The organism is uncultured Granulicatella sp. (assembly GCF_963521425.1).
GTDB lineage: Bacteria > Bacillota > Bacilli > Lactobacillales > Aerococcaceae > Granulicatella.
The window spans coordinates 1-25,340 of the sequence record NZ_CAUQUN010000001.1; the positions used below are offsets into that span (position 1 = coordinate 1).

Below are 25,340 nucleotides of genomic sequence, written 5' to 3' on the forward strand. Positions count from 1 at the left end.
GTTGCTGGTTTACCAGAACCTGTAACAGTAGCACCTTTAATAGATGGTTGAGTTTCAGTTACTTGTAATACAACTGTTGAAGGTAATGAAACCCCAATTACTTCTGTTCCGTAGAATTGGATTTTAACTTCCATGTTTTCCAAAATGTATTTCAATTCGTTTTCGATTGTTTCTTCTGGAATTTCATATTGTTCATAGCTTTCTAAGTCCATGAATACACCAACGTTATCTTGGCTGTATAAGTATTGAACGTCTTTTGTATCGATGTGAGCACGTTCTACTTTTTCATCAGGTCTCATTGTAGTATCAACTGTTGATCCGTTACGAACGTCACGGATTTTCATACGCATGACAGTATTTCCTTTACCTGGTTTGTGGTGGCTGATTTCCAACACTTTAATTAATTTTCCATCAAGAATGAAAGTCATTCCTGCTTTTAAATCACTTACGTTAATCATGTTAACTCTCCTTCATATTTTGTTTACTATACGTTTATACCATATTTTTTAGAAAAATGCACTAATCAAGTCCAACTCTGTGGAAAATTTCATCAACTTGTCGAATATGATAGTGATAATCAAAGGCATCATTCAATTCTTCTACACTTAAATGTGACATAATTTCTTCGTGTTTTTCAATAATTTCTCTAAATGAACGTTGTTCATCCCAAGCTAGTGCTGTACATGGTTGTACTAAGTCATAAGCTTTTTCACGGCTTAATCCTTTATCAATTAATTTCAACAGAACACGTTGGCTATAAATTAATCCAAATGTTGCATCCATATTTTTAAGCATACGGTCAGGGAATACCGTTAAGTTTTTAACAATATTACCAAAACGATTTAACATATAATTTAGTAAAATCGTGCTATCTGGAATAATAATACGTTCTGCTGAAGAATGCGAAATATCTCTTTCATGCCATAAATTGACATTTTCATACGCTGTTACCATATGTCCACGAATCACTCTAGATAAGCCAGCCATATTTTCTGAACCAATCGGGTTTCTCTTATGTGGCATTGCAGAAGAACCTTTTTGACCTTTTGCAAAAAATTCTTCGACTTCACGTGTTTCTGATTTTTGCAAGCCACGAATTTCAGTGGCAAATTTTTCAATACTAGTCGCAATTAAAGCAATCGTTGAAATATAATCCGCATGTAAATCTCTCGATAAGATTTGTGTTGAAATTTCTTGAGGACGAATTTGTAACTGACCACATACATAGGCTTCTACAGAAGTTGGAATATTGGCAAAAGTTCCAACGGCTCCACTAATTTTTCCAGCTTCGACACCTTGGGCAGCACGTTCAAATCGTTCGATATTCCGTTTCATTTCTGAATACCATAATGCAAGCTTCAACCCAAAAGTCGTTGGCTCTGCATGTACACCATGCGTTCTTCCCATACAAACAGTATATTTATGTTCAAGCGCTTTTTGCCTTATAATCTCTAAGAAACGTCTTAAATCTTTGCGTAAAATATCATTCGCTTGTTTTAATTGATAAGCATAGGCAGTATCCACAACGTCTGTACTAGTTAGACCATAATGAACCCATTTTCGTTCTTCTCCTAATGTTTCACTCACTGCACGAGTAAAAGCTACAACGTCGTGTCTTGTTTCTTCTTCAATTTCTAAAATTCTTTCCACTGAAAAACTAGCATTGTCACGAATTTTTTGGACATCTTCTTTTGGAATGTCTCCCAACTCTGCCCAAGCTTCGCAAGCTAAAATCTCAACTTCTAACCAACAACGATAACGATTTTCATCTGACCAAATCTTGGCCATTTCCGGTCTTGTGTAACGAGTAATCATACAAATGCCTCCTATTTTAAAATCATATCTATATGTTCAATTCCAACTAGCTGATAAGGTTGTGACCAAACTTCGAAGCCTAATGATTCATAGAACTGCTGTAAATACGTTTGTGCATGAATCATAATCGGCTGATCGACATACCATTCTTGACAAATTTCTATCGCTCTTTCCATTAGAGCTCTTCCTTTTCCTTGTCTACGATAATCTTCATCCACAATGACACGTCCGATATGAGCTCCATCAACTTCTTGGAAAATTCGTAAATACGCAATCACTTTACCAGCTTCATCTGTTTCGAATAAATGCCACGCTCTTTTGTCAATTTCATCAATTTCTTGATAATTTAACTGTTGTTCAACAATAAAGGTTTGAATTCTTGCTTTGTAAATTTCAATGACTTCTTTTTTAGATAATTCGTCAAAATTTTTCAAGTACCACATATTTTCACCATTATTTTTCAAAATATTTTTTAGTATTTACTTCATCTTCTTTTAATTGAGCGATTAGTGCTTCTACTCCATCAAATTTTAATTCGTCTCGTAAATAATGCAACCATTTGACTCTTACTGGGAATTCATAAATATCTCTTTGGAAATCTAAAATATAGACTTCAATCGTAATTTTCGTTACATCATTAAACGTTGGATTCACTCCAATCGAAGCCATCGCAGGATACCATTTATCTTCTACTTGAATTTCTACAATGTAAACTCCTTTTTTCAATAAATAAGTGTCTGCAGAAACATCAATATTTGCTGTTGGAAATCCTAATAAGGAACTTCCACGTCCAAAACCATGAACAACTTTTCCAATCATCGTATATTCATAGCCTAATAATGCATTTGCTTCTTCGATTTGACCCGTTTCTAAATAGTTTCGAATTGCTGTGGAACCAATTTTTTGTTTTTCTGTCTGTTGTTCTGAAATCGTAACAATTGAAAATCTTTCTTTTGCATAAGTGGGTAATAAATCCATATTAGCAATCTCTATTTTCCCATAAGTATAATCAAATCCAGCAACAACTGTTACAGCATTTAGCCCAACCATATACTGGTCAACAAACTCTTGAGGACTTAATGAAGCAAATTCTTTTGTAAAATCAATAACGTAAAAAATATCTACACCAAACTCTTCTAATAACTCAACCTTTCTTTCAAAGGGTGATAGATATTGTAATTCGTCTGGATCTGCTCCTTGGAAAATAATGGAAGGATGATGATCAAATGACATTAACGCTAATTTCACGCCTAATTCTTGAGCTTTTTCCTTTGCTTGTTGAATCACTTCCTGATGCCCTAAATGAATCCCATCAAAAAATCCAAGTGCCAACACAATAGGCTCTTGAACAATTTGAGAAGACTCATAAGGATGGGTGATTTTTATAATTTGCATGTTATCTCTCTTTCCTTAAAACATTTTAATCGGTTTTAATAGTCCTTTTTTCTCAGGATGAGGTCCGTATAAGGCTATTAATTCACCTTCAATATAAAAAGTTGAAGGTTCTACCACTTGAGGTAATTCTTCTGTAGTTAACAGTGCTCCATTTTTTACTTTTGTAATAAAGTTTTCTGGAACATCCACTCTAGGGTATGTTTCAAACACTTCTTCTAAAGGTCGAAGGATGGATGAAGCTTGATCTTGTTCCACTAAAGCTTCTAATTGTGATAATGTCACACATTGTTCTGAAATAAATGGTCCACTTTTAATACGAGTTAATTGTGACATATGAGAAGGAACTCCTAGTTTTTCTCCTAGATCAACGGCTAATGTACGAACATAAGTCCCTTTACTACAACTCACTTCAAATGTCCATTTTTGTGTTTTCGTCACTTCATCATATTTAGGAGTCGAAGTTCGTTTAAACTCATAAATAGTAACTTTTCTTTCTGGACGTTCTACAGCTTCTCCTTTTCGAGCATATTCGTATAGTCTTTTACCATTGACTTTCACAGCAGAATACATTGGAGGAATTTGAGTAATTTCTCCTTGAAAAGTTTCCATCATGGTATCAATTTCATCAATTGTAAATGGAGTCATTATCTCTTCTTGTTTCACGATTTCTCCATGAGCATCTTCTGTTTCAGTAGCAATCCCTAAACAAATCTCTCCTTGATAAACTTTATTGGATTCTAATAAATACTCTACCACTTTTGTTGCTTTTCCAACGCAAATTGGTAAAACACCGTCTACTTCTGGATCTAATGTACCTGAATGCCCTACTTTTTTCGTTTGTAATAAGCGTCTCACTTTAAAGACACAGTCGAATGAAGTCATTCCTTTTTCTTTCCATAATGGTAAAATTCCGTCCATTGATTTCTTCCTTTTTCAACAAATTTAACTTAATAACTTATCATATTTTATCACAGATTTTCTTAAAAAAAAACAAATCCAATGCTAGAACAATTCTCTATCCTTAGTTAAAAATATTAATGCTAGGTGTTTTGTAAAAAAATATGATATGATAGAAATACATTAAGTTAAAAGGAGTGACGACATGTCTCGTATAATCATAGTGACAGATTCAACTGCTGATTTAACCGAACAAGAAATCCAAGATTTCAATATTCATGTAGTTCCATTAAATATTACGATTCAAGAGGAACATTATTTAGACGGTGAAACTATTACAAAAGAAGAATTTAAAAATAAAATGATTGCAAGTTCTGAATTACCAATGACTGCTCAACCTTCTATTGGGCGTTTTGTAGAACTGTATGATGAATTAGGAAAAGATGGGTCAGAAATTATTTCAATCCACTTAATGAATTCAATTAGTGGAACTGTGAATGCTGCAAGACAAGCAGCAGATATTACGGAATCAACTGTAACAGTTGTTGATTCAGACTTCACTTCTCGTTCAATGGGAATTATTGTTCGTGAAGCAGCGAATGCTGCCAAAGAAGGCAAAAGTGCTGAAGAAGTTTTAGAAGTAATTGAAAGTACTCGTCAACGTACGAAATTATATTTAACTGTTTTAAATTTAGATAATTTAATTAAGGGTGGCCGTATTAGTCGTGTCATGGGAGCTTTCTCGAATTTATTAAACATTAAACTATTTTTAGAAGTTATTAATGGTAAAATTGAGATTGTTCAAAAAGGGAGAGGTTTAAAATCTCTTCAGAAGAAATATGATGAAGTTTTTGAGGAAATGAAAGCTTGCCCTAATGGGATTCAAGAAATTGGGATTATGCATGCTGGATTGAATGAGTTTAATCAATCTCAAATCGATACTTTACGTGAGTTATTCCCAGATGCTAAACTAACAATTGTAATGACTTCACCAATTATTATGAGCCATACAGGTGTTGATGCGATGGCGGTTACTTACCTAACAAAATAATATATCTATTAAAAGACTTCTTATTATAGTAGTATTAGGACGGCAGTAGCTTCGCTTAGCGAATCTCTTGCCTAAATTTTGAGCCTAGGTCTCAAAATTTCCTAACAAATAAGCTAACAGCTTATTTGTTCCATACTACTTTAGGAAGTCTTTTTTCAAATAAATAAGACAAACATCTTCTTAGTTTTTTCTTCTAAGTTGATGTTTGTCTTTTCTGTTACATGAGGAAGTTTCCTACTAATATTCCGATATAGGTTCCTAATATATATCCTAATGTTCCTACTAACATGGTTGGTGCTACGAAGCGGTGCCAGCCTTTTGATACTGCCATAGCTGCTGCCGTTGTTGGACCTCCAATGTTTGCATTAGATGCTAAAATAGCTTCTTCAATTGTAAAGCCAAATACTTTTGCCCCTAAGAAGGTTACGAACATATTTACAAAAACCATAATAGCACAGAACACTAAAAGTAATGGAGATTTTGCAATAATCGCCTCAATGGAAGCAGGAATTCCAATTACAACAAAGAATAAGTAAATTAAGAAAGTTCCAATTTCATTTGCTCCATGAATTTTTTTGAAAAATGAAGAAAATAAAGTTGAAGCTGCAACTGTTAAAGTTGTTAGAATCAAATATTTATTAGAGATAAATTGAATCACAGTATTTTGTCCAAGAGTGGCAATTCCTTTTGATAAAGTAAAACTTACCGTTACAATCACTACAGCAATCGCAAATACAAAAGCAATATCTTGTAAAGTCACTACTGTTTTAGATTGATATTCTTTAGAATCTTCTAATTCTTCATTTGAATATGCAGATTTAAAATGTTTTTTGAAAAATGCCATAGATGGAATCATTAATAAAATTAAGAAATAAAATACCATTAATAAATTATCCGCTACAGTAGCTGCAGAAATTAATTCTTTTGGAATATCAAATGCAGAAGCAACTGCTACAAAGTTAACTCCACCACCGATATAACTTCCCACCATCATTCCTGCAATATGATTCAATACAGGAATCATTTTGCCTAAGAAAGCATAACCTACTAAAGCACCTAATATAGTTCCGACAGAACTAATTAAGAAAATCATTAATAGACGTCCACTTTCTTTCCAAATTTGTTTTAAATCACATGTGAATAACAACATAGGAATCGCTAGTGGCACTACAACATCCCATACTTGATCATAAACAGGAGATTCAACTGGAATGATGCCAACATTACTTAATGTAGCTGCCGCTAATAAACCAATAATCGGACCACTAATTTTTGAAGCCCACTCATAATGATTTTCTAAATAAATACTTACTGTTGCAATGACGATAATAATGGACCAAAGAATCCAAGTCTCATTTGCAGAAATCATAATACACCTCTTTTATTCATAGTGTTTTTATTATACCACAGTTAGAAAATTTTTCACGAAGTAATTATAATAAATCAAATAATATACTCTCTGTAGTAGCTAGGGACACAAGCAGCCTCGCTTTTGCGAGTCTCATTGCTAAAAATTGAGCCTAAGGTCTCAATTTTTCCCGTAATGAAATCCTTAGTCAGGATTCCATTACTTTAGCTACTACGGAGAATATTTTCATTTGTTATAACAATTTTACGTTGCATACTAAGAAGTATTAGTTTTTAAGATAAATAGAAACAAAAAAATCTATAGTAATATGCGTAAAAGTAGCCAGATGGCTACTTTTACTAGGAAAATTTGAGACCATGGCTCAAATTTTAGCCAAGAGACCCCATAGGGGGCTACTGGCGTCCTATATTACTATAGAAAAACTTTTTTGTTTATATTTAACGTTCCTCGTCCTCTTGTTGGATACTCTTCAACAATTCTTCGATATGGTTTCCATAATCAACAGACTCATCACGTTTAAAAATTAATTCAGGCGTTTTATAGAGAGATAAACGTTTCCCTAATTCACGACGAATTAAACCTTTAGATTTTTCCAATCCACGTTCAGTTGCTTGGCGCTCACTCGCTAAAGTTTGCAAAGTTGTATAATAAACCGTCGCAATTTGCAAATCGCCTGTTACATCTACCTCAGTAATCGTAATTTCTTGCACACGAGGATCACGAACTTTTTTTGACAAAATATCATTCACTTCTCTCAAAATCTCTTGAGAAACACGACCAACACGGAAATTCGCCATTTAATACTCTCCTCTCTTTATTCCATCATCTAACAACTATTTTCTTTTAATTTCAACCATTTCAAATGCTTCGATAATATCGTCTACTTTAATATCATTGTAGCCTTCAATCATAATTCCACATTCAAATCCTAATTTCACTTCTTTAGCATCATCTTTGAAACGTTTCAAGCTTGCTAATTCACCTTCGTAAATAACGATGTTATCACGAATTAAACGAACTTGACTAGAACGTTTTACAACCCCTTCAGTGACATATGAACCAGCAATTGTACCTAATTTAGACACTGTATAAGTTTCACGAACGATTGCAGAACCAGTAATTTTCTCTTCAAATTCAGGATCTAACATACCTTTCATCGCTGTTTCAATTTCATCAATAACATTATAAATAATACGGTGTAAACGAATATCTACTTGGTCAGATTCAGCTTGAATCTTCGCTTGAGGTGTAGGTCTTACGTTGAAACCAATAATAATCGCATTACTTGCTGTTGCTAAAGTAATATCACTTTCATTGATTGCCCCAACAGCTGTATGGATAATTTTCACACGTACGTCTTCAACTTCAATTTTTTGTAAACTTGAAGCTAATGCTTCTACAGAACCTTGTACGTCTGCTTTAATAATGACGTTAACTTCTTTCATTTCTCCATCTTTTAATGTTGAGAATAAGTTATCTAAAGTAATACGGCTTGATGCATTACGTTGTTCAATTAAAGCACGTTTTGCACGTTCTTCACCGGCTGCACGAGCTGATTTTTCATCTTCAAATACTACGAAGCGGTCACCAGCTTGTGGAGAGGCATTTAATCCTGTAATTTCTACTGGAGTTGCTGGAACAGCTGTTTTCACACGACGTCCTTGGTCATTCACCATTACACGGACACGTCCGAATGTATTCCCAACAACGATTGGGTCTCCAACTTTAAGAGTTCCTTCTTGAACTAATAACGTTGCGATAGGTCCTTTTGTTTTATCTAAACGAGCTTCAATAACTGTACCTAATGCTAAACGATTAGCATTTGCACTTAATTCTTGCATCTCAGCTACTAATAAAATCATTTCTAATAATTCTTCGATATTTTGATTGAATTTAGCAGAAATTTCAACGAAGATTGTATCTCCACCCCATGCTTCAGGAACTAAACCTAAATCAGATAATTCTTGCATTACACGACCTGGGTTAGCAGCTGGTTTATCAATTTTGTTTACAGCAACAATAATTGGAACATCTGCAGCTTTAGCATGGTTAATCGCTTCGATTGTTTGTGGCATTACACCGTCATCAGCAGCAACTACAATAATTGTAATATCTGTGATATCCGCACCACGAGCACGCATTGTTGTAAATGCCGCGTGACCTGGTGTATCTAAGAATGTAATTGGTTTGCCATCAATTTTAATTTGGTAAGCTCCAATATGTTGTGTAATTCCTCCAGCTTCTCCAGCAACTACAGAAGAATTTCTTAATTGGTCAAGTAAAGTTGTTTTACCATGGTCAACGTGTCCCATGATTGTAACAACTGGAGGACGAACTGCGTGTGAGTCGCTCTCAGCAGCTGCTTCTTCAAAGTATACATCTAAATCAGAAATATCTTTTTCGATTTTTTCTTCAGCATCCATACCATAGTCTGCTGCTAATAATTCAATCGCATCTTTCGATAATCCTTGGTTTAATGTTGCCATTACTCCTAATAAGAATAATTTTTTAATAATTTCTGCTGGTTCACGTTTAATCTTTTTAGCTAACTCAGCAACTGTCATTCCATCTGTATACACTAATACATCTGGTAATTCATGGAATTTACGTGCTGGAACTGCTGGTTTTTGTTCAGCATTCTTTTGTTGTTTACGGTTATTTTTTTGATGACGATTTTTCTTATTAAAGTTTTCTTGTTGATTACGTTCGCCACCACGTTTTTGATTTCCACGTTTGAAATCATTATTTTTTTTAGATTCACGATGATTTGAATATGATTCTTCATCACGAGATTGATGTTTTGGTCCTTTATTTGCTACTTTTTCTTGTTTTTGCATAGATTCCTTCTTATGTCCGTGTTTATTTTGATTTGGTTGATGATTTTTATCCTGTTGTTTTGGTGAATGTGCTGGTTTGTGTTCAGCTTTTTTCACTTCTTCTTTTTTTGCAGTTTCCTTTTTAGGTTGCGCTGCTTCTTTCTTTGCCTCTACTTTTTTAGGCGCAGGAGTTTCTTTCTTTTCAACAACTTTTTTTGGAGCTTCTTTCTTTGTTGAAATTGAAGCTTTAATTGTTGCAATTTCTCCATCTTCCATTGTTGACATATGGCTGTTATAACTAATGCCTAATTGTTTTGCTTTTTCGATAATGTCCTTACTAGGTAGTTTTAACTCTTTTGCAAGTTCATATACACGTGTTTTTGACATACGTTCACCTTCCTATTCGTTCATATCGTTAAATCCTTTCATCTTCATCAGACTTTTTGTAAAACCTTGATCAGCAATCGCGATAATCGAGCGTTGTTTTCCAATCGCCTGCGAAACTTCTTCCGTTGTAAATTGCTGAATAAAAGGGATTTCATAATATTCACATTTATTTTTGATTTTCTTTACGGTATTCTCACTACTATTTATTGTACAAATAACGAGATTTACTTTTTCTTTTTGAATACTTTGCAGTACTTGCTCTTCTCCAGATATTAGTTTACGGGCACGAGTCGCCATCCCTAATAAATTGAGAGCTTTCTTTTTATCAATGCTTTCCATCACTAAATAACTCTTTTCTAGCTTTTTGGTGATCCACATATTGCAATAGTTCTTCATAGAAACTATCTGGGATTTCGATTTCTAATTGACGTTCAAATAAATGATTCTTCCACGCTTTTTCAACAAGAGTCGGTTCTAATGTAATATAAGCTCCTCTTCCATTGACTTTTCCAGTAGGATCAATTTGAGCGACACCTTCACTGTTACGAACAATCCGTACCAATTCTTTCTTAGGCATCATTTCTCCAGAAGCTATACAACGACGCATTGGAACTTTTCTTTTTTTCATAAGATGCCTCCTTAATGATTATTCTTCAGTTTGAACTTCTTCACTTGAATTTTCTTCAACTGTAGGTAATTCTGAATCTAATTGGTCTAAATATTCTTGATAAGCTGATTCTGATTTAATATCAATACGGAAACCAGTTAATTTAGCTGCTAAACGAGCATTTTGTCCACGTTTACCAATCGCTAATGATAATTGATGATCTGGAACTACAACGATGCAACTATTACGATCTGAATCAAAGTCTACTTTCACAACTTGTGCAGGATTTAATGCATTCGCAATGTATACAGATGGATCTTCGTTCCATTCAACGATATCCATATTTTCTCCATTTAATTCATTTACGATATTTTGTACACGTTGTCCACGAGGTCCTACGCAAGTTCCAACTGGATCTAAGTTTGTATCTCTAGAACGTACTGCAACTTTCGCACGATCTCCTGCTTCGCGAGCAATAGAAACGATTTCTACAACTCCTTCGTAAATTTCAGGAACTTCTTGTTCAAATAAACGTTTTAATAAATCTGGATGTGTACGACTTACGAAAATTAATGGACCTTTAGTCGTGTTGTCAACTTTAGATACTAAAACTTTAATACGTTGATCTGGTAAATATTCTTCAGTAGGAATTTGATCTTGTTTTGTCATTCCTGCCACAATTTTACCTAAATTTACATAGACATAACGGAAATCTTGACGGTCAACAACACCTGTCATAATTTCATTTTCATATTCGATAAATTCATTATAAATATTTGTACGTTCAGCATCTCTTAAACGTTGCATAATGACTTGTTTAGCAGTTTGTGCAGCAATACGTCCAAAATCTTTTGGAGTTACTTCAAAACGAATTTTGTCTCCAACTTCATAAGCTTTATGTAATTCATGAGCTTCTTCAATACTCACTTCAAGTGTTGAATCAAATACATACTCCACAACTTCTTTCACTGCGTATACATGCATTTTTCCTTTTTTAGCATCAAATTCAACTTCAACATTTTGTGCTTGTCCATAGTTTTTCTTATAAGCAGAAACAAGAGCAGCTTCTAAAGCTGTAATTACAACTTCTTTAGAAATCCCTTTTTCTTCTTCAAGAATATTTAATGCTTTAATCATTTCTTTACTCATAATGTGACTCCTTTGTCAAAAATGTTTCTAATTGATTCCTAGAATTGAATCGCTAATCGAGCTTTTGCAATATTTTCACGCATAATCGTAACTGATTTTTTTCGCGTTTTAATTTTCACTTCTAAAGTCACTGACTCATCAGTTACTTCTGTTAAAAATCCTTCTAAAAACTTCTCACCTTCGACTTGTTGATAGAAAGATAAATGAACATATTGTCCAATCGCTTCTCTCAAATCTTTCTCAGTTTTCAGAGGACGTTCAGCACCAGGAGAAGATACTTCAAGGAAATACGCTTGAGGAATCGGATCTGGATCTTGTGCATCTAATAATTCACTAAATTTTTCACTCATAAATGCACAATCATCTAAATCAATTCCACCTGGTTTGTCAAGGTAAAAACGTAAAAACCAATTTTTCCCTTCTTTTACAAACTCTAAATCGACTAATTCAAACCCTTCTGCTTCAATAACTGGCAAAGCGAGTGTTGAAACTAATTCTGCTACTTTACTCATAGATAACCTCCTTTACATAACTGCGTAAAAAGAGTGAGCATTCCTGCTCACTCTCCTTTCCACGTCATTTTAATTCATAAATAGTATAGCACAGATAAAAATATCAATCAAACAAAACGCTCATAACTAATAAGAGCCACTACACTAAGACTAACAACTAACCCAAAATAGCCCCCCTTCAAGCAAACAGCATAGCGCATTTGCTAAACGAAAGAACGTTAATGAGATTTCCGTACACCACATCCTAAACGTACTCTCGTATTATGACCGAAACACCTGGGATTGGGCGCTGTTGTGAAATAAAAGCTTCCTGTTTCCAGGAAGCTTTTAAGGCAATTTTTGAGACCCTAGGCTCAAAAATTAGCCATGAGACTTGCAACGCAAGGCTGCTGGCGGCCTCACAACATCAGCCCAATCCCTATAAACTATAATCTAGTTTGGTACATAAGTACCCCACTCGCAATCGCTACATTCAACGATTCCGCTTGACCAAACATTGGAATCTGAATCACATGATCCGCAGATTCAATCAATTCTTGTCGAACGCCATTTCCTTCATTTCCAACCACAATTGCAACAGATTCTCTACCAGTTAACCATTTGAAATCTTTAGCCTCACGATGAAGTGCTGTTACAGCAACCGGAATATCATTTTCTTTTAATTTGGCATATACATCCGTTAAATTTTCATGATAAATCGCTACGTGAAATTGGCTTCCTTGCATCGAACGAACCACTTTATCATTATATAAATCCACACAGCCTTCTCCTAAAACAACAGCATCAAATCCTGCAGCATCGGCAGTACGAATAATTGTTCCTAAATTACCTGGGTCTTGAACTGCATCCGCTAAAAGATAACGCCCCTGAGGAACTTCGACCAATAGTTTCTTTTCTAATGGTACAATCGCTAAAATACCTTGAGTCGTTTGAGTCATCGATAACTTTTCAAACACCTCTTTTGAAACAAACATTGTTGGATAGCTTTTTGTCCATTTTTCATAAAGATGAATCGCATCCTCACTGACAACTAAACGTTGAATCGGAACAGTCGATTGAATGGCTTCTTCAACTAAATGTTCCCCTTCTATCATATACGCTTCCGATTTTTTTCTACCTTTGGAAGTTTGTAATTTCTGATAATTTTTAACCATTGCATTTTGGTGCGAACGAATAATTTCCATGTCCGTCTCCTTTATTGTTCCATCAAGTGACGGAACAGTTTTAATTGTTCTTTTTGATTCGAAAAATATTTAGACCGATGAGGGATTTCAAATTGAAACTTTTCTCCCTCTACTTCAAAACTTAATTCATCATTTGATAAAAATTTCTTTTGATACTGTACTTTCTCTACTCGTTCAATCGGAAATAGTAGAGGTCTTATATCAGAAAATGTGGCATCATCTTTTAACCACAAAAATACACAGCCCATTGAAGACCAATAACAAATCGCATAATCTTCGTGGATTAATCTTTTGACTTGAATCAACACCGCTTTGTCTTCAAAGGGTAAATGATATTCTTCTAAATGATTTTTCAAAAACTCCAATGTAAGCATCTAAGAAACTCCTTTTTACTTTTTCTTCCCTGATGATTTTTTATTTTTAAAGGATCTTTTATCTTTTGATGGATAAGCTTTTTTAGCTGTTCCTTTTTTGTCTTTTGGTTTGTAAGGTTTCTTTTCCACCACTTTTTTCTTCTGAGCAACTTGTAATTGGCTCGAATGAACTTGGAACGCTTCTAGTTTTGCATCAGCTGGAATGAGTTTTTTCAAGTCTCTTACTTCTTTTTCTGTCACAAAACTAATGACTAAACCATCTTTCCCCATTCTTCCAGTTCTCCCTGAACGATGAGTGTATACCTCTTTGTTTTCAGGTAAGTCATAATGAATCACGACTGGTAAATCTTCAATATCTAATCCACGTGCCGCAACATCTGTCGTTAATAAAATAGGAACTTCTCCTTTTTTAAAAGCTTGAATCGCTGCTTTTCGATTGATTTGATTTTCTTGGCTCGTTAATAAGGCACAAGGAATATTGTGATATTGTAATTTTTCTGCTAAAATTCCCGCATTTGCAAGTGAATTGACAAATACTAACGCTTGATATTCCTTCATATTTGCAAATTTTCTTAACAATTCATCTTTTTTACGAACAGGAGATTCAATATACACATGTTTTACATTCCTATTTCCTGCCATTTTCTGTTCGTTTTCAACCCATTTTGGTGTCATATTAATCCATTGGTGAATAGATTCTAATATTTCATTTTTAGTGGCTGAAAAACAAATCATTTGTCGTTGTGATGGACATTTTTTAATAAAGGAACGAGTTTGTTCTAAATGTTCTTGAGCCAATAAATAATCTGCTTCGTCTAAAACAAGTGTTTGAACTTGATGAAGTTTTAATTTTCTTTGATTCGCTAATTCTGTTAATCTTCCTGGTGTTCCAACGACTAATTCTGGTTTTTTCTTTAAGTTTTCAATTTGACGCTTTACATTAGCTCCTCCTGCTAAAACTAACATGGTTAATTCTGGCAATTTCCATTCACGAATGACTTCACCAATTTGTTGTGCTAATTCTTGACTAGGTACTAAAATGACCGCTTGTAATTCATGATTGATTTCAATTTTCTCCAATAAGGGTAATAAGTAAGCTAATGTTTTTCCTGTTCCAGTTGGAGAGACTGCTACTAGATCTTCCCCATTTTGAATCAATTCCTCTGTTGCTTCTTGAATCGGAGTTAAGTTTTTAAAACCTTTTTCATTCCATTTATTTTGAATATATTCTTTCATGATTTCTCCTTAATTAAATGTAATTCCTGCTGAATTTCTTAATGCTTCAATCACTTCTAAAACATTACGACTTATTTTTTTACTTTGTTCATATTGTTTTAGAGATTCTGGTGTACGTTCTAATAGTTTTGCTAAACCAATGGCTTCCCATTCTAATGGATTTTTACGAAGTTCATATTCCTTTATTTCCACAACTTCACTCATATATAGTGTTTTGACTTCTTTAATTTCTTGGCAGTCATTGATTTGCAACGTTTCTTTTCCAAAGTAAATTTCTTGAGGAAGACATACGTTTAACACTTTCCCAACAAAAATCGTTACGTCAAACGTTGGATATTCCAATAATACAATTCCATGTCCGTCTGCTTGATTTTGTAATTTACGTGCTTGATAATGAGCTTTTTCTGGCATTCCAAACCAGCTAATCGCATTGTAAATAGGATAAACTCCTAAATCCATTAAAGCACCCCCACCAGAAGCTAATGAAAATGAATTCGCAATCTCGCCTCTTAAAAATGCATCATATTTTGAAGAATATTTTGCATACGATAACACAGCTCCTTTTATTTCATCCAATCTAGGAGCAATCATTTTACCAATTTTTTGGAAGGCTGGTTCATAATAATGACGAATAGCTTCAATCACGAATAAATTTTTTTCCACCGCTAATTGATGAACTTCATCCCACTCTTCTATCGATAAAAAGGATGGTTTTTCAACAATAATATTTTTTTGATTCTCTAATAATTGTTTTGAATAGTCACCATGTGTATGGTTTGGTGATCCGATATAGGCAACATCCCAATTATTTTCTAATAAGAATTCACTCCATTGATTTGTCCAAGAAGGAATCTGGTGTTTTGTAGCAAATTCTTCTGCTTTTTCTATTGTTCTACTGTAAACAGATACGACTTCAAAACTATTCGTTTGTTGCACCGCTTCTACAAAAGAAGAAGATATCCATCCTGTGCCTATAATTGCTAATTTTTTCATGATCACCACTCCTTTTCTTCCTGGATAGTCTATCATATTTTCATTAAAATCTCTAGCAATCCCCGTTACATACAAAAAAGAGGCTGGAATTCCAACCTCTTCATTTTTAATATAAAGATAATCTTTTTTCTAAAATTTTCTGACCTTGTTCAAACACTAAACAGATACTCCAGTAGATTAACGCTACTAAAATATACATCGTCATATAATCGAATTCTCGACCTCCAACAATTTTAGCATTTTGAAAAATATCAGGTACCGTAATCATTGCTGCCAATGACGTTCCTTTTATCATATCTAATAAAACATTACTTAAAGGTGGTACTGAAATTCTAAATGCTTGAGGAACAATCACTCTTCTTAATGTTTGAAAATAATTCAATCCTAAGGAAGTAGAAGCTTCCCATTGTCCATAGTCCACTGCATCAATTGAAGAACGTAACACTTCACAAATATATGCACTACTTGCAATACTAAAACATAAGATTGCACAGACTAGAGCTGGAAGTTGAATTTTTAAATAAGGTAATCCGAAATATAATAAGAATAAAAATACTAATGTAGGAGTTCCTCTCATAAAAGAAACATGGAAATTAGCTATCATTCTTAAAACTCTTATGTTCGAACGTTTCATTAAAACAAACATGAAACCTAAGATCGTTCCAAAAATAAAACTTACTCCAGCAATTCCTAATGTATATTTTAAACCACTTAATACAAAGGAAAGACTATGAATCGCTAACTTAAGATTAAACAATCGTCATCGCCTCTTATTCTACATCAGAAAAATCAATTTTTTCTAATTTCAAGTCTTTTGGTTGAGTTACATCTTCACCAGCAAAGAAAGTTTTAGAAATTTCAGTTAAAGTTCCATCTTCTTTCATTGATTTTAATGCTTCATTGAATTTTTGTTGGATAACTTCATTTCCTAATTTAATAGAGAAGCTTGCGCTATATGGGTTTGCGTAAACACCTTCGTTAATTTTAATTGGGAAAGTATCTTTACCGAATGCTACAGCAATTTTTTGTAAGTAGTAGTCATTGATAATCACATCTGTACGACCATTTACTAAATCAGACATATAAACATCATTTGTAACATTGTCATAGATAACTAATTCTGCACCTAATTTTTTAGCAATTTTCATGTAGTTTGTACTTGCAGCACCTGCAGCTTTTTTACCTTTTACATCAGCCCAAGAATAAATTCCTGAATTGTCGCTTTCACGAACTACCATTGATGTAAATGAATATTTATGAGGTTCAGTACGTAAATATTTGTCTACATATTTTGAACCTTCTTCAATTGAATAGTTAGCAATATCTACTTGACCGCTATCTAAAGCTGTTAACATACCGTCAACACCCATTTCAGTGAAGTCAACTTCTAAGTTTAAGCGTTTAGCAACTTCTTTTACAATCTCAACATCATAACCAGTTAAAGAGTTGTCTTTATCTGTATGGAATGATTGTGGATATAAAGTACCTGCTGTTGCAACTTTAATTTTTCCTGCTTTTTCAATTGCATCCCAATTTTTTTGTGCTTGTGATACAGTATCTTTGCTTGTAGTAGTACTTGTTGAAGTCGAACAAGCTCCTAAAAATAATGTTGCAGCAACTGCACCTAGTTTAAACCATTTGTTCATGATTTTACCTACCTTTTTTCATAAATTTTTGACTAACATAAAATAGCATACTCTGAGAAAGAAATCAATTATTTTTTACTGTTTTTAGCAAAAAATATAACAGATTTAAAAACCTGTTATACAAACACTTAAACAATATTGAAACTTTTTATAACAATTAAAGGTACAGAAGTAAGCCTGAAATAAACACAATTCTTCCAAAACACATCCTCACACTCCAAAGAGAAATCACCACCCATGTACACCAATAGGCAAACAGCGCAACGCGCGCCTTTGCCACACGATAGAACATAGGTGTGAAATAAAAGCTTCCTGACCACAGGAAGCTTTTAAGGCAACATTTGAGACCCTAGGCTCAAATGTTAGCCATGAGACTCGCTTTGCGAGGCTGCTGGCGGCCTCACACCCTAAAGAGAAATCCCAATGATATTATCTCACTGATTCTTTGATACGCTTCGCCACTTTTTCAGAAATTCCCAGTTTTTGAATCTCTTCAACTGTTGCTTCTTGGATTCCCTTCATTGTTTTAAAATGCTGCAATAGTTTTGTTCGAGTCTTCGGTCCAACTCCTTCAATCTCATCAAGAATAGAAGAAAAAGCATTTTTACTTCTTACTTGACGATGGAATGTAATCGCATATCGATGGACTTCCTCTTGAATTCGTTGTAATAAATGGAATGCTTGGCTCGTTGGATCTAATTCAATTTGTTCATAATCTTCACCATACAGTAAATGAGCAGTCTTATGTTTCTCATCCTTTACCATTCCAGCAATCGGAATGTATAATCCAAGTTCATCTTCTAAAACTTCCATAGCAGCTCTCATCTGAACTTTTCCACCATCCATCAAAATTAAATCCGGTAAAGGTTTCTGTTCTTTTAATAATCTAGAATATCGTCTTCTCACGACTTCTTGTGTTGTTAAAAATTCATGACTCCCTTGTACGGTTTTAATATTGAATTTTCGATAACTCTTCTTTTCCGGTTTTCCATCTCGATAAACGACCATTGCTGATACAGGATTTGTCCCTTGAATATTCGAGTGGTCGAATGATTCAATCACGCTTAAACGACTTAAATCAAGTGCTTGTCGTAATTGTTCAACCGCACCTAATGTTTTTTGCTGACTATTTTCATCAATCTTGAATTTTTCAAGTAAAGCTACTTCACTATTTTGTGTCGCCAAATCAAGCATTCGTTTCTTCGGACCTCTTTGAGGAGTTAAAACTTTGACTTCTAATACTTCAGCTAGTAACTCCTTATCAATTTCAGCTGGTACTAAAATTTCTTTTGGCAATATATGATTTTGTTCTTGATAAAATTGTACGATAAAGGATGTTAATTCCTCTTCTACTGAATTATAAATAGGGAATAAAGCTGCTTCTCTCTTAATAATTGTAGATTGTCTTAGTAAGAAAACTTGAATAGAAATCCAACCTCTATCCATATAGAATGAGAATACATCACGATTTGTAAAATCTTGAGACATAATATGCTGTTTCTCTACTGTTGTTTCAATATATTGAATTTGATTTCGATAATCAATTGCTCGTTCAAATTCTAATTGTTCTGAAGCTTCATCCATTTTCTTTTGCAAATCTTGCTTAATTTCTTTTACATCACCTTCAAGAAACCGTTGAATTTTTTTCTTTTGTTGTTGGTAAATTTCTGGTGAAACTTGATGGTCGCAACAGCCAATACATTGCCCTAAATGGTAATAGAAACAAGCACGTGTTTCATTCTTTCCACATTTTCTCAATGGATAAATCTTTTGAATCAATTGTTGCGTTTCTGTTGCAGCATAAACATTCGGATAAGGTCCAAAATACATGCCTCCATCTTTTTCAACGCTACTTGTAATCACTAGTTGAGGATCTCGTTCATTTGTAATTTTTAAATAAGGATACATCGTTCCTTGTTTTAATTTAATATTGTAATAAGGTTGGTATTTCTTAATTAAATTAATTTCCAACAATAATGATTCTTTATTCGTTTTCGTCACAATAAATTCAAAATGATGAATTTCACTCACTAATTTTTCAGTTTTAGTATTATGTGCTCCACGGAAATAGGAGCGAACTCGATTTTTTAAGTTTTTTGCTTTACCAATATAAATAATTTCATCCTCTTGATTTTTCATCAAGTAACATCCTGGTAAATCAGGCAATTGTTTTAACTTTTCTTCAATTAATTCACTTGCCATCTTTTCGCTCCTTTCCCCTACTATAATGCAGTTTGATAAATAATTCTTGCATCTTCTAATTCTAGATTATGATGCTCTGATAAATGAATTTTCTCATGACGTCCTAATCCTTCCACTAATGCTTCAATCACTGATTCATCTAATGAAACATCTTTGAATCGAATCGGTGCCCCTAATGATGCGAAGAATTCTTCTGTTTTTTCAATGGCTCCATTGACGATTTCCTCGGGTGTTCCTGATAAATCCCAAACTCGTTTTCCATATTGAATCAATTTGTCCCATTTTTGTTCTTTACGAACTTTCATCATCGCAGGTAATACAATTGATAATGTACGTCCATGGTCGATTCCATGATTTAATGTAATTTCATGCCCTAATGCATGAGTTGCCCAGTCTGTCGGTACTCCTGCAGAAATGGTTCCATTTAATGCATTTGTGGCACACCACATAAAGTTCGCTCTTGCAGCAAAGTCATGATTCTCTTCATCAATAACTGTTGGTGCTATTTCAATTAATGTTTGTAAAATCCCTTCTGCATATCTGTCTTGTAATTTTGCATCTACAGGGTATGTTAAATAATTTTCCATCGTATGAATAAAGGTATCTAATACACCATTCACTAATTGACGTTTTGGTAATGTATAGGTTAATTCAGGTTCTAATACTGAAAATTGAGGGAATGTTACATCTGGTCTAAAACTTACTTTCGCTTTTAATTCTACAAAAGTAATTACCGCTCCACTATTCATTTCTGAAGCAGTTGCAGGTAATGTTAAAATTGTTCCAAACGGAACAGCTTTTGTAACAGGAAGACCTTTTCCAAAGCCTCCTCTAAACATATCTAATGGATTGCCATCAAAAACACTTGCTGCAGCTACAAACTTTGTTCCATCAATGACAGAACCACCACCAATCGCTAGTAAATAAGTAAAACCTTCTTCTTTTACACGTGCAACAGCTTTAATTAATGTTTCGTATGTTGGGTTTGCTTCGATTCCTCCAAACTCATCCCATTCACGATTTCCTAATGCTTGTACAGCACGATCAAAGGCTCCATTCCGTTTAACAGAACCTCCTCCATATAAAATTAATACTTTCGCATCTTTTGGAATTTCTCCATCAATATCCTTAATACGATCTTTTCCAAATAAAATTTTTGTTGGGTTTCTAAATGTGAAATTACGAATTCCTAATTCCATAGTATCTCCTACCTTTCTATTTGATGATATCAAGCTCTAGGTATTGAGGCAAATCACACGACTTAAAAAGAAAAAAACTCCTGTAGGAATTTCCAACAGGAGTTGTTACAGATTAAACTTCATCCATTATTTAAAATATCTTATTTAAAATAAATTTCTAAATATTTATCCAATCTCTCGGCTGAAATTTCTTTTTCTAATTTTGATATTTCAGTTGGACTTAAACTAATCTCACCATGACATACACCAGCTTCATCATAAGCAACAATTACTTCGCCAATGTCTTCCCGTTGTTCTCGTTGAACTTTTGCAAAGTGCTGTAATAAAGTTTGTTCTACTTCTGTCGCACAATGCTCACGTAATAGGCAAAAATGTTCTGCAATTGCTGTTGGAATGTAATAACAATCCACTAATGTCATTGCTTCTTTTGAATTTTTAGATGCTTTACCTTTAGGTTTATTTTTTTGACGCTTCATGAATAACCTCTCTTGATTTCTCTGAATCTAGTATACAAAAAAATTACCCATAAGGCAAAAAGTTATCTTTAAATTTTATTAAGGTTTTCTTTTTTTGCATATTCTGATAATTTTAAGGCATTCTCTAACTGCATTTTATAAATACTTGTTTCACCTTTTTTCCAATCATTAACTGTAGTATAGCTAATCCCAGTATCTTTACTTATTTTATAAGCAGTATATTTTTCTAATAACACTTCAATTAATTCAATATCTACTATCATTTTTTAGTTCTCCTTGAAATTCCATATTTTTCTATATATTTTTTGTCCCGGGAGTAATTCTATTTTGAATTGTCTCTTTAATATTTACCGATGTATTTGGTGTTGTCATTCTTTTTTGTAACTCTTCAAACTCTTTTTTGTTCGTTATTTTTACACTCGCATTCATCAAAATCCCTACCATTTTACCCCCTCCTTATTCTATTTCTATTAAACAATTTTCTTTAACTGTAGTATACATGAAAAGTGTCACCAATAAAATAATTATCATATTTAAATACTATTTTTCGATTATTTTTTTAAAATCTTTTAAGATTTTATTAGCTATTTTCCAAATGGTTCATTTCATGGTAGAATAGTAAACGAAATTGTTTCTTAAAGGAGTCAATATGTTAACGATCAATATGCTTACACGAGCAGATAGTGTAAAAGGACAAGGTGTTCTATCTGCTACAGAAGAACAAATTAATCTCGTAACAGAAGGTTTAAAAGACTATCAAGTCGTTGTGAATCAATTAAAAACATACAATATTACTCATATTCATACGATTAATCCAGATTTTTTAATTAAATCTGTTATCACAAGACAAAACCGTCCAATGATTGCTTCTGTTCACTTTTTACCGGAAACTTTAGAAAAAAGTATTTCCCTACCTCGTCCGATTAAAGAATTATTTTATAAATATGTTCTTCAATTTTATAAACAAGCAGATTATTTAGTAACCGTTAATCCACGTTTTATTGAAGATTTAGAACATTATGGAATTCCAAAAGAAAGAATCACTTATATTCCAAACTTTGTATCACGTGATACTTTTTATAAAATTACGGATCGTTCAAAAGCAACTCTTCGGGAATCTTTTGGATTAGATCCAGATAAATTTACCGTTGTATCTGCAGGACAATTACAAATGAGAAAAGGTGTTTTAGAATTTATTGATTTAGCGAAAAAAATGCCTGATATCCAATTTGTATGGGCAGGTGATTTTGCTTTTAAAGGGATTTCTGAAGGTCGTAAAGAAATTATGGAACATATGGATGAATTACCAAGTAATGTTCATTTCCTAGGACTTGTAGAAAGAGAACGGATGAATGAATTCTTCAATATGGGAGATGTAATGTTACAACTTTCATTTGAAGAGCTGTTCCCTATGACGATTTTGGAATCCATGAATGCAAATATTCCATTATTATTAAGAGACTTAAGAGAATATCGCCCTATTTTGTTTGATTATTACTTAAAAGGAAATTCTCAAGTACAATTCCAAGAAATTTTACGTGAATTGCAACAAGATGAAGCTTTCTATCAAGAAGCTTGTGAAAAATCTAAAAAAGGAGAACAATTCTACTCTAAAGAAAATGTACTCCAACAATGGCAAGCTTTTTATGATAAAGTAGCTGTAGAAAACCATTTAAAATAAAGGAGTAACTATGACTGAAACACAAATTAAACAAGGTAAGCCTTTATCTCCCTTTGCACAAAGAATGATGCATGCTTCTTCTGTTGCTGGAGCAATTGCTACAGTTATCTTTTGTATTTGGGCTTATCAAAAAGGTTTATTTACTTCCCAAGAAGCACTTAGCGAGTATATGCAACGTGCAGGCATTTGGGGACCACCTATTTTTATCTTATTACAAATTTTACAAACAGTTATTCCTATTATTCCAGGTGCTTTAACTAGTATTGCTGGTGTATATATTTATGGAATGTTTATTGGAAATGTCTACAACTATATCGGTATTATTATCGGTTCTATTATTGCTTTCCATTTAGCACGAATTTATGGACAACTATTTGTAAAATCAATGGTGAATGATAGCACCTATCATCGTTATATCGGATGGCTAAATCGTGGAAATAAATTTGATTACTTCTTTACTTTCATGATGGCTTTTCCTGTTTCACCTGATGATTTCCTATGTATGCTTGCTGGTTTAACAAAAATGAGTTATAAAAAGTTCATCATCATTATTTTAATTTGTAAACCTATTACTTTGGCAGCATATACTTATGGATTAACAGCGATTATTGATTATATTTGGGCTTTTTTCAAATAAATATTAATTTTTCAAACTATTTTTAGTTTTTTGCTAAAAATAGTTTGTTTTTTTATACTTTCATTTTATAATAGGCTTATATAAAAGCCGTTACATTTTTATGGGAAAAGAAATGATAACGATTGCATTTTTTATATAAAATAACGAAATGGGTTAGGAGAAAACGGAATATGTATCATAGTATTACAAATTTTATTGAAAAAGCTAAACTGGAGAAATTATTAGATCCAGTTGACGAAATTTATACAACGAATCAATTACTGCATCTATTAAAATTAGATGATTATAAATCAACTGATATTTCACAAGAGCAATTGCCATCTTTAGAAGATTCGGTAGATGAAATTATTGAATTAGCAATTGAATTAGGAGTCATTGAAGATATTTTACCTGAAAAAGAAGCGTTTGAAGCAGCTGTTATGAATTTATTAACGCCTCTTCCATCCATAGTAAATGAAAATTTTTGGAAAAATTATAAAGAAAATCCAGAAAAAGCAACTGATTATTTTTATGAATTAAGCCAAAAAAATCACTACATTCAAACAAGAGCGATTGCTAAAAATATTCAATTCCCATATTCTGGAAAATATGGCAATTTAGAAATTACGATTAATTTATCAAAACCTGAAAAAGATCCAAAAGCTATTGCACAAGCAAAATTGGTAAAACAATCGAGTTATCCTGCTTCTCAATTAACAATGACAAACGAAGGATACTATGGACGTTTTAACCACCCTGCTCGAAGTAATCATAGAATTATTCGTTTAGAAATTAATCATGAAGACTGGGGATTCCAGTATTCTCCATATTCTTATTTTAACGAACATTCTATTTTCTTAACACAAGTACCTCGTCCGATGCAAATTACAGAGCGTTCATTTGAAAATTTAATGGATATTTTACGTCAGTTCCCACACTATTTTGTTGGTTCAAATGCTGATTTACCAATTGTTGGTGGCTCTATTTTAGTTCATGATCATTATCAATCTGGTCGTCATATCTTTCCTATGGATGTTGCTCCAATTTTAGAAAATTACACATTTAAAGGATTTGGTGGAACAGTTTCTCGTTTACATTGGCCTTTATCTGTTATTCGACTTGCAAGTAAAGATACAAAACAAATCGTTCAATTAGCTACTCATATTTTAGAGAGATGGAGAAATTATTCAGACGAGAGCGAAAATATTTTAGCATTTACGGGTGAAACGCCTCATAATACGATTACACCAATTGCACGTGTTCGTGATGGTATTTATGAATTAGATCTAGTGCTTAGAAATAATCGTACGACTGAAGAATATCCAGATGGTATTTTCCATCCTCATGTGGATGTGCATCCAATTAAGAAAGAAAATATTGGATTAATTGAAGTGATGGGGTTAGCAATTCTTCCTCCTCGTTTAAAAACTGAACTGAAAGAAGTTGAAAACTACTTACTTGGAAAATCTCATCAAATGCCTGCAATGCATGAAAAATGGGCTAATGAAATTAAGGATAGCGAAGAAATTACAACAGACAATGTTGAAAGTTTGATTCGTCAAAAAGTTGGTGAAATTTTTGAACGTGGTTTAGAAGATGCTGGTGTCTTCAAACAAACAACTGAAGGACAAGAAGCATTTGGAAGGTTTATTTCTTCCTTACAATAAACTTTTAAAATATATTTATTTCTGTAGCAAGGACGCCAGCAACCCCTTCGGGTTTCATGGCTAAAAAT

The 25,340-nt window shown here is 33.3% G+C and carries 27 protein-coding genes; 4 read left to right on the plus strand and 23 right to left on the minus strand.

The window, feature by feature from the left end; genetic code table 11:
* From RWO76_RS00005 to truB, 5 genes are all read right to left on the minus strand, one after another.
* A partial coding sequence (locus RWO76_RS00005) for an elongation factor P (RefSeq protein WP_314350018.1) occupies nt 1–458 on the minus strand: 458 nt, incomplete at its 3' end.
* A 61-nt stretch (nt 459–519) separates the two neighbouring features.
* The gene (gene purB / locus RWO76_RS00010) at nt 520–1,815 is read right to left on the minus strand and encodes an adenylosuccinate lyase (RefSeq protein ID WP_314353446.1); all 1,296 of its coding nucleotides are present in this window, start codon (nt 1,813–1,815) and stop codon (nt 520–522) included.
* Nucleotides 1,816–1,826: 11 nt separating this feature from the next.
* Nucleotides 1,827–2,258 (minus strand): GNAT family N-acetyltransferase, encoded by a 432-nt coding sequence (locus RWO76_RS00015; protein ID WP_314353447.1) that lies wholly within the window; start codon nt 2,256–2,258, stop codon nt 1,827–1,829.
* Nucleotides 2,259–2,268: 10 nt separating this feature from the next.
* Nucleotides 2,269–3,210, minus strand: coding sequence for a riboflavin biosynthesis protein RibF (gene ribF / locus RWO76_RS00020; protein WP_314353448.1), 942 nt, complete (start codon nt 3,208–3,210; stop codon nt 2,269–2,271).
* Nucleotides 3,211–3,225: 15 nt separating this feature from the next.
* Nucleotides 3,226–4,128 carry a tRNA pseudouridine(55) synthase TruB gene (truB, locus tag RWO76_RS00025; RefSeq protein WP_314353450.1) on the minus strand — a complete coding sequence of 301 codons (903 nt, stop codon included), beginning with the start codon at nt 4,126–4,128 and terminating at the stop codon, nt 3,226–3,228.
* Between the two features lie 184 nt (nt 4,129–4,312).
* On the opposite strand from truB, the gene RWO76_RS00030 reads away from it, so the two are divergent.
* Nucleotides 4,313–5,158: a DegV family protein gene (locus RWO76_RS00030; RefSeq protein ID WP_314353451.1), complete on the plus strand. Its 846-nt coding sequence runs from the start codon at nt 4,313–4,315 to the stop codon at nt 5,156–5,158.
* A gap of 217 nt (nt 5,159–5,375) precedes the next feature.
* Here RWO76_RS00030 and RWO76_RS00035 read toward each other — a convergent pair whose 3' ends face one another.
* From RWO76_RS00035 to RWO76_RS00120, 18 genes are all read right to left on the minus strand, one after another.
* A complete protein-coding gene (locus RWO76_RS00035; RefSeq protein WP_314353452.1) occupies nt 5,376–6,527 on the minus strand; it encodes a DUF819 family protein in 1,152 nt (383 codons plus the stop codon).
* 437 nt (nt 6,528–6,964) lie between these two features.
* Entirely contained in the window at nt 6,965–7,324 is a 360-nt protein-coding gene (gene rbfA, locus RWO76_RS00040; RefSeq protein WP_227931372.1) for a 30S ribosome-binding factor RbfA, read from the minus strand.
* A 36-nt stretch (nt 7,325–7,360) separates the two neighbouring features.
* A complete protein-coding gene (infB, locus tag RWO76_RS00045) occupies nt 7,361–9,730 on the minus strand; it encodes a translation initiation factor IF-2 (RefSeq protein WP_314353453.1) in 2,370 nt (789 codons plus the stop codon).
* 12 nt (nt 9,731–9,742) lie between these two features.
* A complete protein-coding gene (locus tag RWO76_RS00050; protein WP_314353454.1) occupies nt 9,743–10,069 on the minus strand; it encodes a ribosomal L7Ae/L30e/S12e/Gadd45 family protein in 327 nt (108 codons plus the stop codon).
* On the minus strand, nt 10,056–10,358 hold the full coding sequence (rnpM, locus tag RWO76_RS00055; protein ID WP_006702589.1) for an RNase P modulator RnpM: 303 nt from the start codon (nt 10,356–10,358) through the stop codon (nt 10,056–10,058). Before rnpM ends, RWO76_RS00050 begins: the two co-directional genes overlap by 14 nt.
* A gap of 18 nt (nt 10,359–10,376) precedes the next feature.
* Complete coding sequence (gene nusA, locus RWO76_RS00060) at nt 10,377–11,486, minus strand: transcription termination factor NusA (protein WP_314353455.1); 1,110 nt, start codon at nt 11,484–11,486, stop codon at nt 10,377–10,379.
* Nucleotides 11,487–11,524: 38 nt separating this feature from the next.
* Nucleotides 11,525–11,998 (minus strand): ribosome maturation factor RimP, encoded by a 474-nt coding sequence (gene rimP / locus RWO76_RS00065; RefSeq protein ID WP_314353456.1) that lies wholly within the window; start codon nt 11,996–11,998, stop codon nt 11,525–11,527.
* 425 nt (nt 11,999–12,423) lie between these two features.
* Nucleotides 12,424–13,182, minus strand: a complete 759-nt coding sequence (locus RWO76_RS00070) for an RNA methyltransferase (protein WP_314353457.1) — start codon at nt 13,180–13,182, stop codon at nt 12,424–12,426.
* Nucleotides 13,183–13,193: 11 nt separating this feature from the next.
* Nucleotides 13,194–13,556 (minus strand): hypothetical protein, encoded by a 363-nt coding sequence (locus tag RWO76_RS00075; RefSeq protein WP_314353458.1) that lies wholly within the window; start codon nt 13,554–13,556, stop codon nt 13,194–13,196.
* A 15-nt stretch (nt 13,557–13,571) separates the two neighbouring features.
* Nucleotides 13,572–14,792, minus strand: coding sequence for a DEAD/DEAH box helicase (locus tag RWO76_RS00080; protein ID WP_314353459.1), 1,221 nt, complete (start codon nt 14,790–14,792; stop codon nt 13,572–13,574).
* Between the two features lie 9 nt (nt 14,793–14,801).
* Nucleotides 14,802–15,785, minus strand: coding sequence for a Gfo/Idh/MocA family oxidoreductase (locus RWO76_RS00085; RefSeq protein WP_314353461.1), 984 nt, complete (start codon nt 15,783–15,785; stop codon nt 14,802–14,804).
* A 106-nt stretch (nt 15,786–15,891) separates the two neighbouring features.
* On the minus strand, nt 15,892–16,542 hold the full coding sequence (locus tag RWO76_RS00090; RefSeq protein ID WP_314353462.1) for an amino acid ABC transporter permease: 651 nt from the start codon (nt 16,540–16,542) through the stop codon (nt 15,892–15,894).
* A gap of 13 nt (nt 16,543–16,555) precedes the next feature.
* Nucleotides 16,556–17,431: a transporter substrate-binding domain-containing protein gene (locus RWO76_RS00095; protein WP_314353463.1), complete on the minus strand. Its 876-nt coding sequence runs from the start codon at nt 17,429–17,431 to the stop codon at nt 16,556–16,558.
* Between the two features lie 429 nt (nt 17,432–17,860).
* Nucleotides 17,861–19,633, minus strand: a complete 1,773-nt coding sequence (gene uvrC, locus RWO76_RS00100) for an excinuclease ABC subunit UvrC (protein WP_314353464.1) — start codon at nt 19,631–19,633, stop codon at nt 17,861–17,863.
* 20 nt (nt 19,634–19,653) lie between these two features.
* Complete coding sequence (locus RWO76_RS00105; protein ID WP_314353465.1) at nt 19,654–20,832, minus strand: iron-containing alcohol dehydrogenase; 1,179 nt, start codon at nt 20,830–20,832, stop codon at nt 19,654–19,656.
* A gap of 140 nt (nt 20,833–20,972) precedes the next feature.
* Nucleotides 20,973–21,308 (minus strand): hypothetical protein, encoded by a 336-nt coding sequence (locus RWO76_RS00110; RefSeq protein WP_314112663.1) that lies wholly within the window; start codon nt 21,306–21,308, stop codon nt 20,973–20,975.
* A gap of 68 nt (nt 21,309–21,376) precedes the next feature.
* Complete coding sequence (locus RWO76_RS00115; protein WP_314353466.1) at nt 21,377–21,571, minus strand: hypothetical protein; 195 nt, start codon at nt 21,569–21,571, stop codon at nt 21,377–21,379.
* Between the two features lie 31 nt (nt 21,572–21,602).
* Nucleotides 21,603–21,752, minus strand: a complete 150-nt coding sequence (locus RWO76_RS00120; protein WP_314353467.1) for a hypothetical protein — start codon at nt 21,750–21,752, stop codon at nt 21,603–21,605.
* A gap of 205 nt (nt 21,753–21,957) precedes the next feature.
* Between RWO76_RS00120 and RWO76_RS00125 the strand changes: the two genes are divergently transcribed.
* From RWO76_RS00125 to galT, 3 genes are all read left to right on the plus strand, one after another.
* Nucleotides 21,958–22,989, plus strand: coding sequence for a glycosyltransferase family 4 protein (locus RWO76_RS00125; protein ID WP_314353468.1), 1,032 nt, complete (start codon nt 21,958–21,960; stop codon nt 22,987–22,989).
* Nucleotides 22,990–22,999: 10 nt separating this feature from the next.
* Nucleotides 23,000–23,626, plus strand: a complete 627-nt coding sequence (locus RWO76_RS00130) for a TVP38/TMEM64 family protein (protein WP_314353469.1) — start codon at nt 23,000–23,002, stop codon at nt 23,624–23,626.
* A 170-nt stretch (nt 23,627–23,796) separates the two neighbouring features.
* Entirely contained in the window at nt 23,797–25,272 is a 1,476-nt protein-coding gene (gene galT / locus RWO76_RS00135; protein WP_314353470.1) for a UDP-glucose--hexose-1-phosphate uridylyltransferase, read from the plus strand.
* Nucleotides 25,273–25,340: the final 68 nt, after the last annotated feature.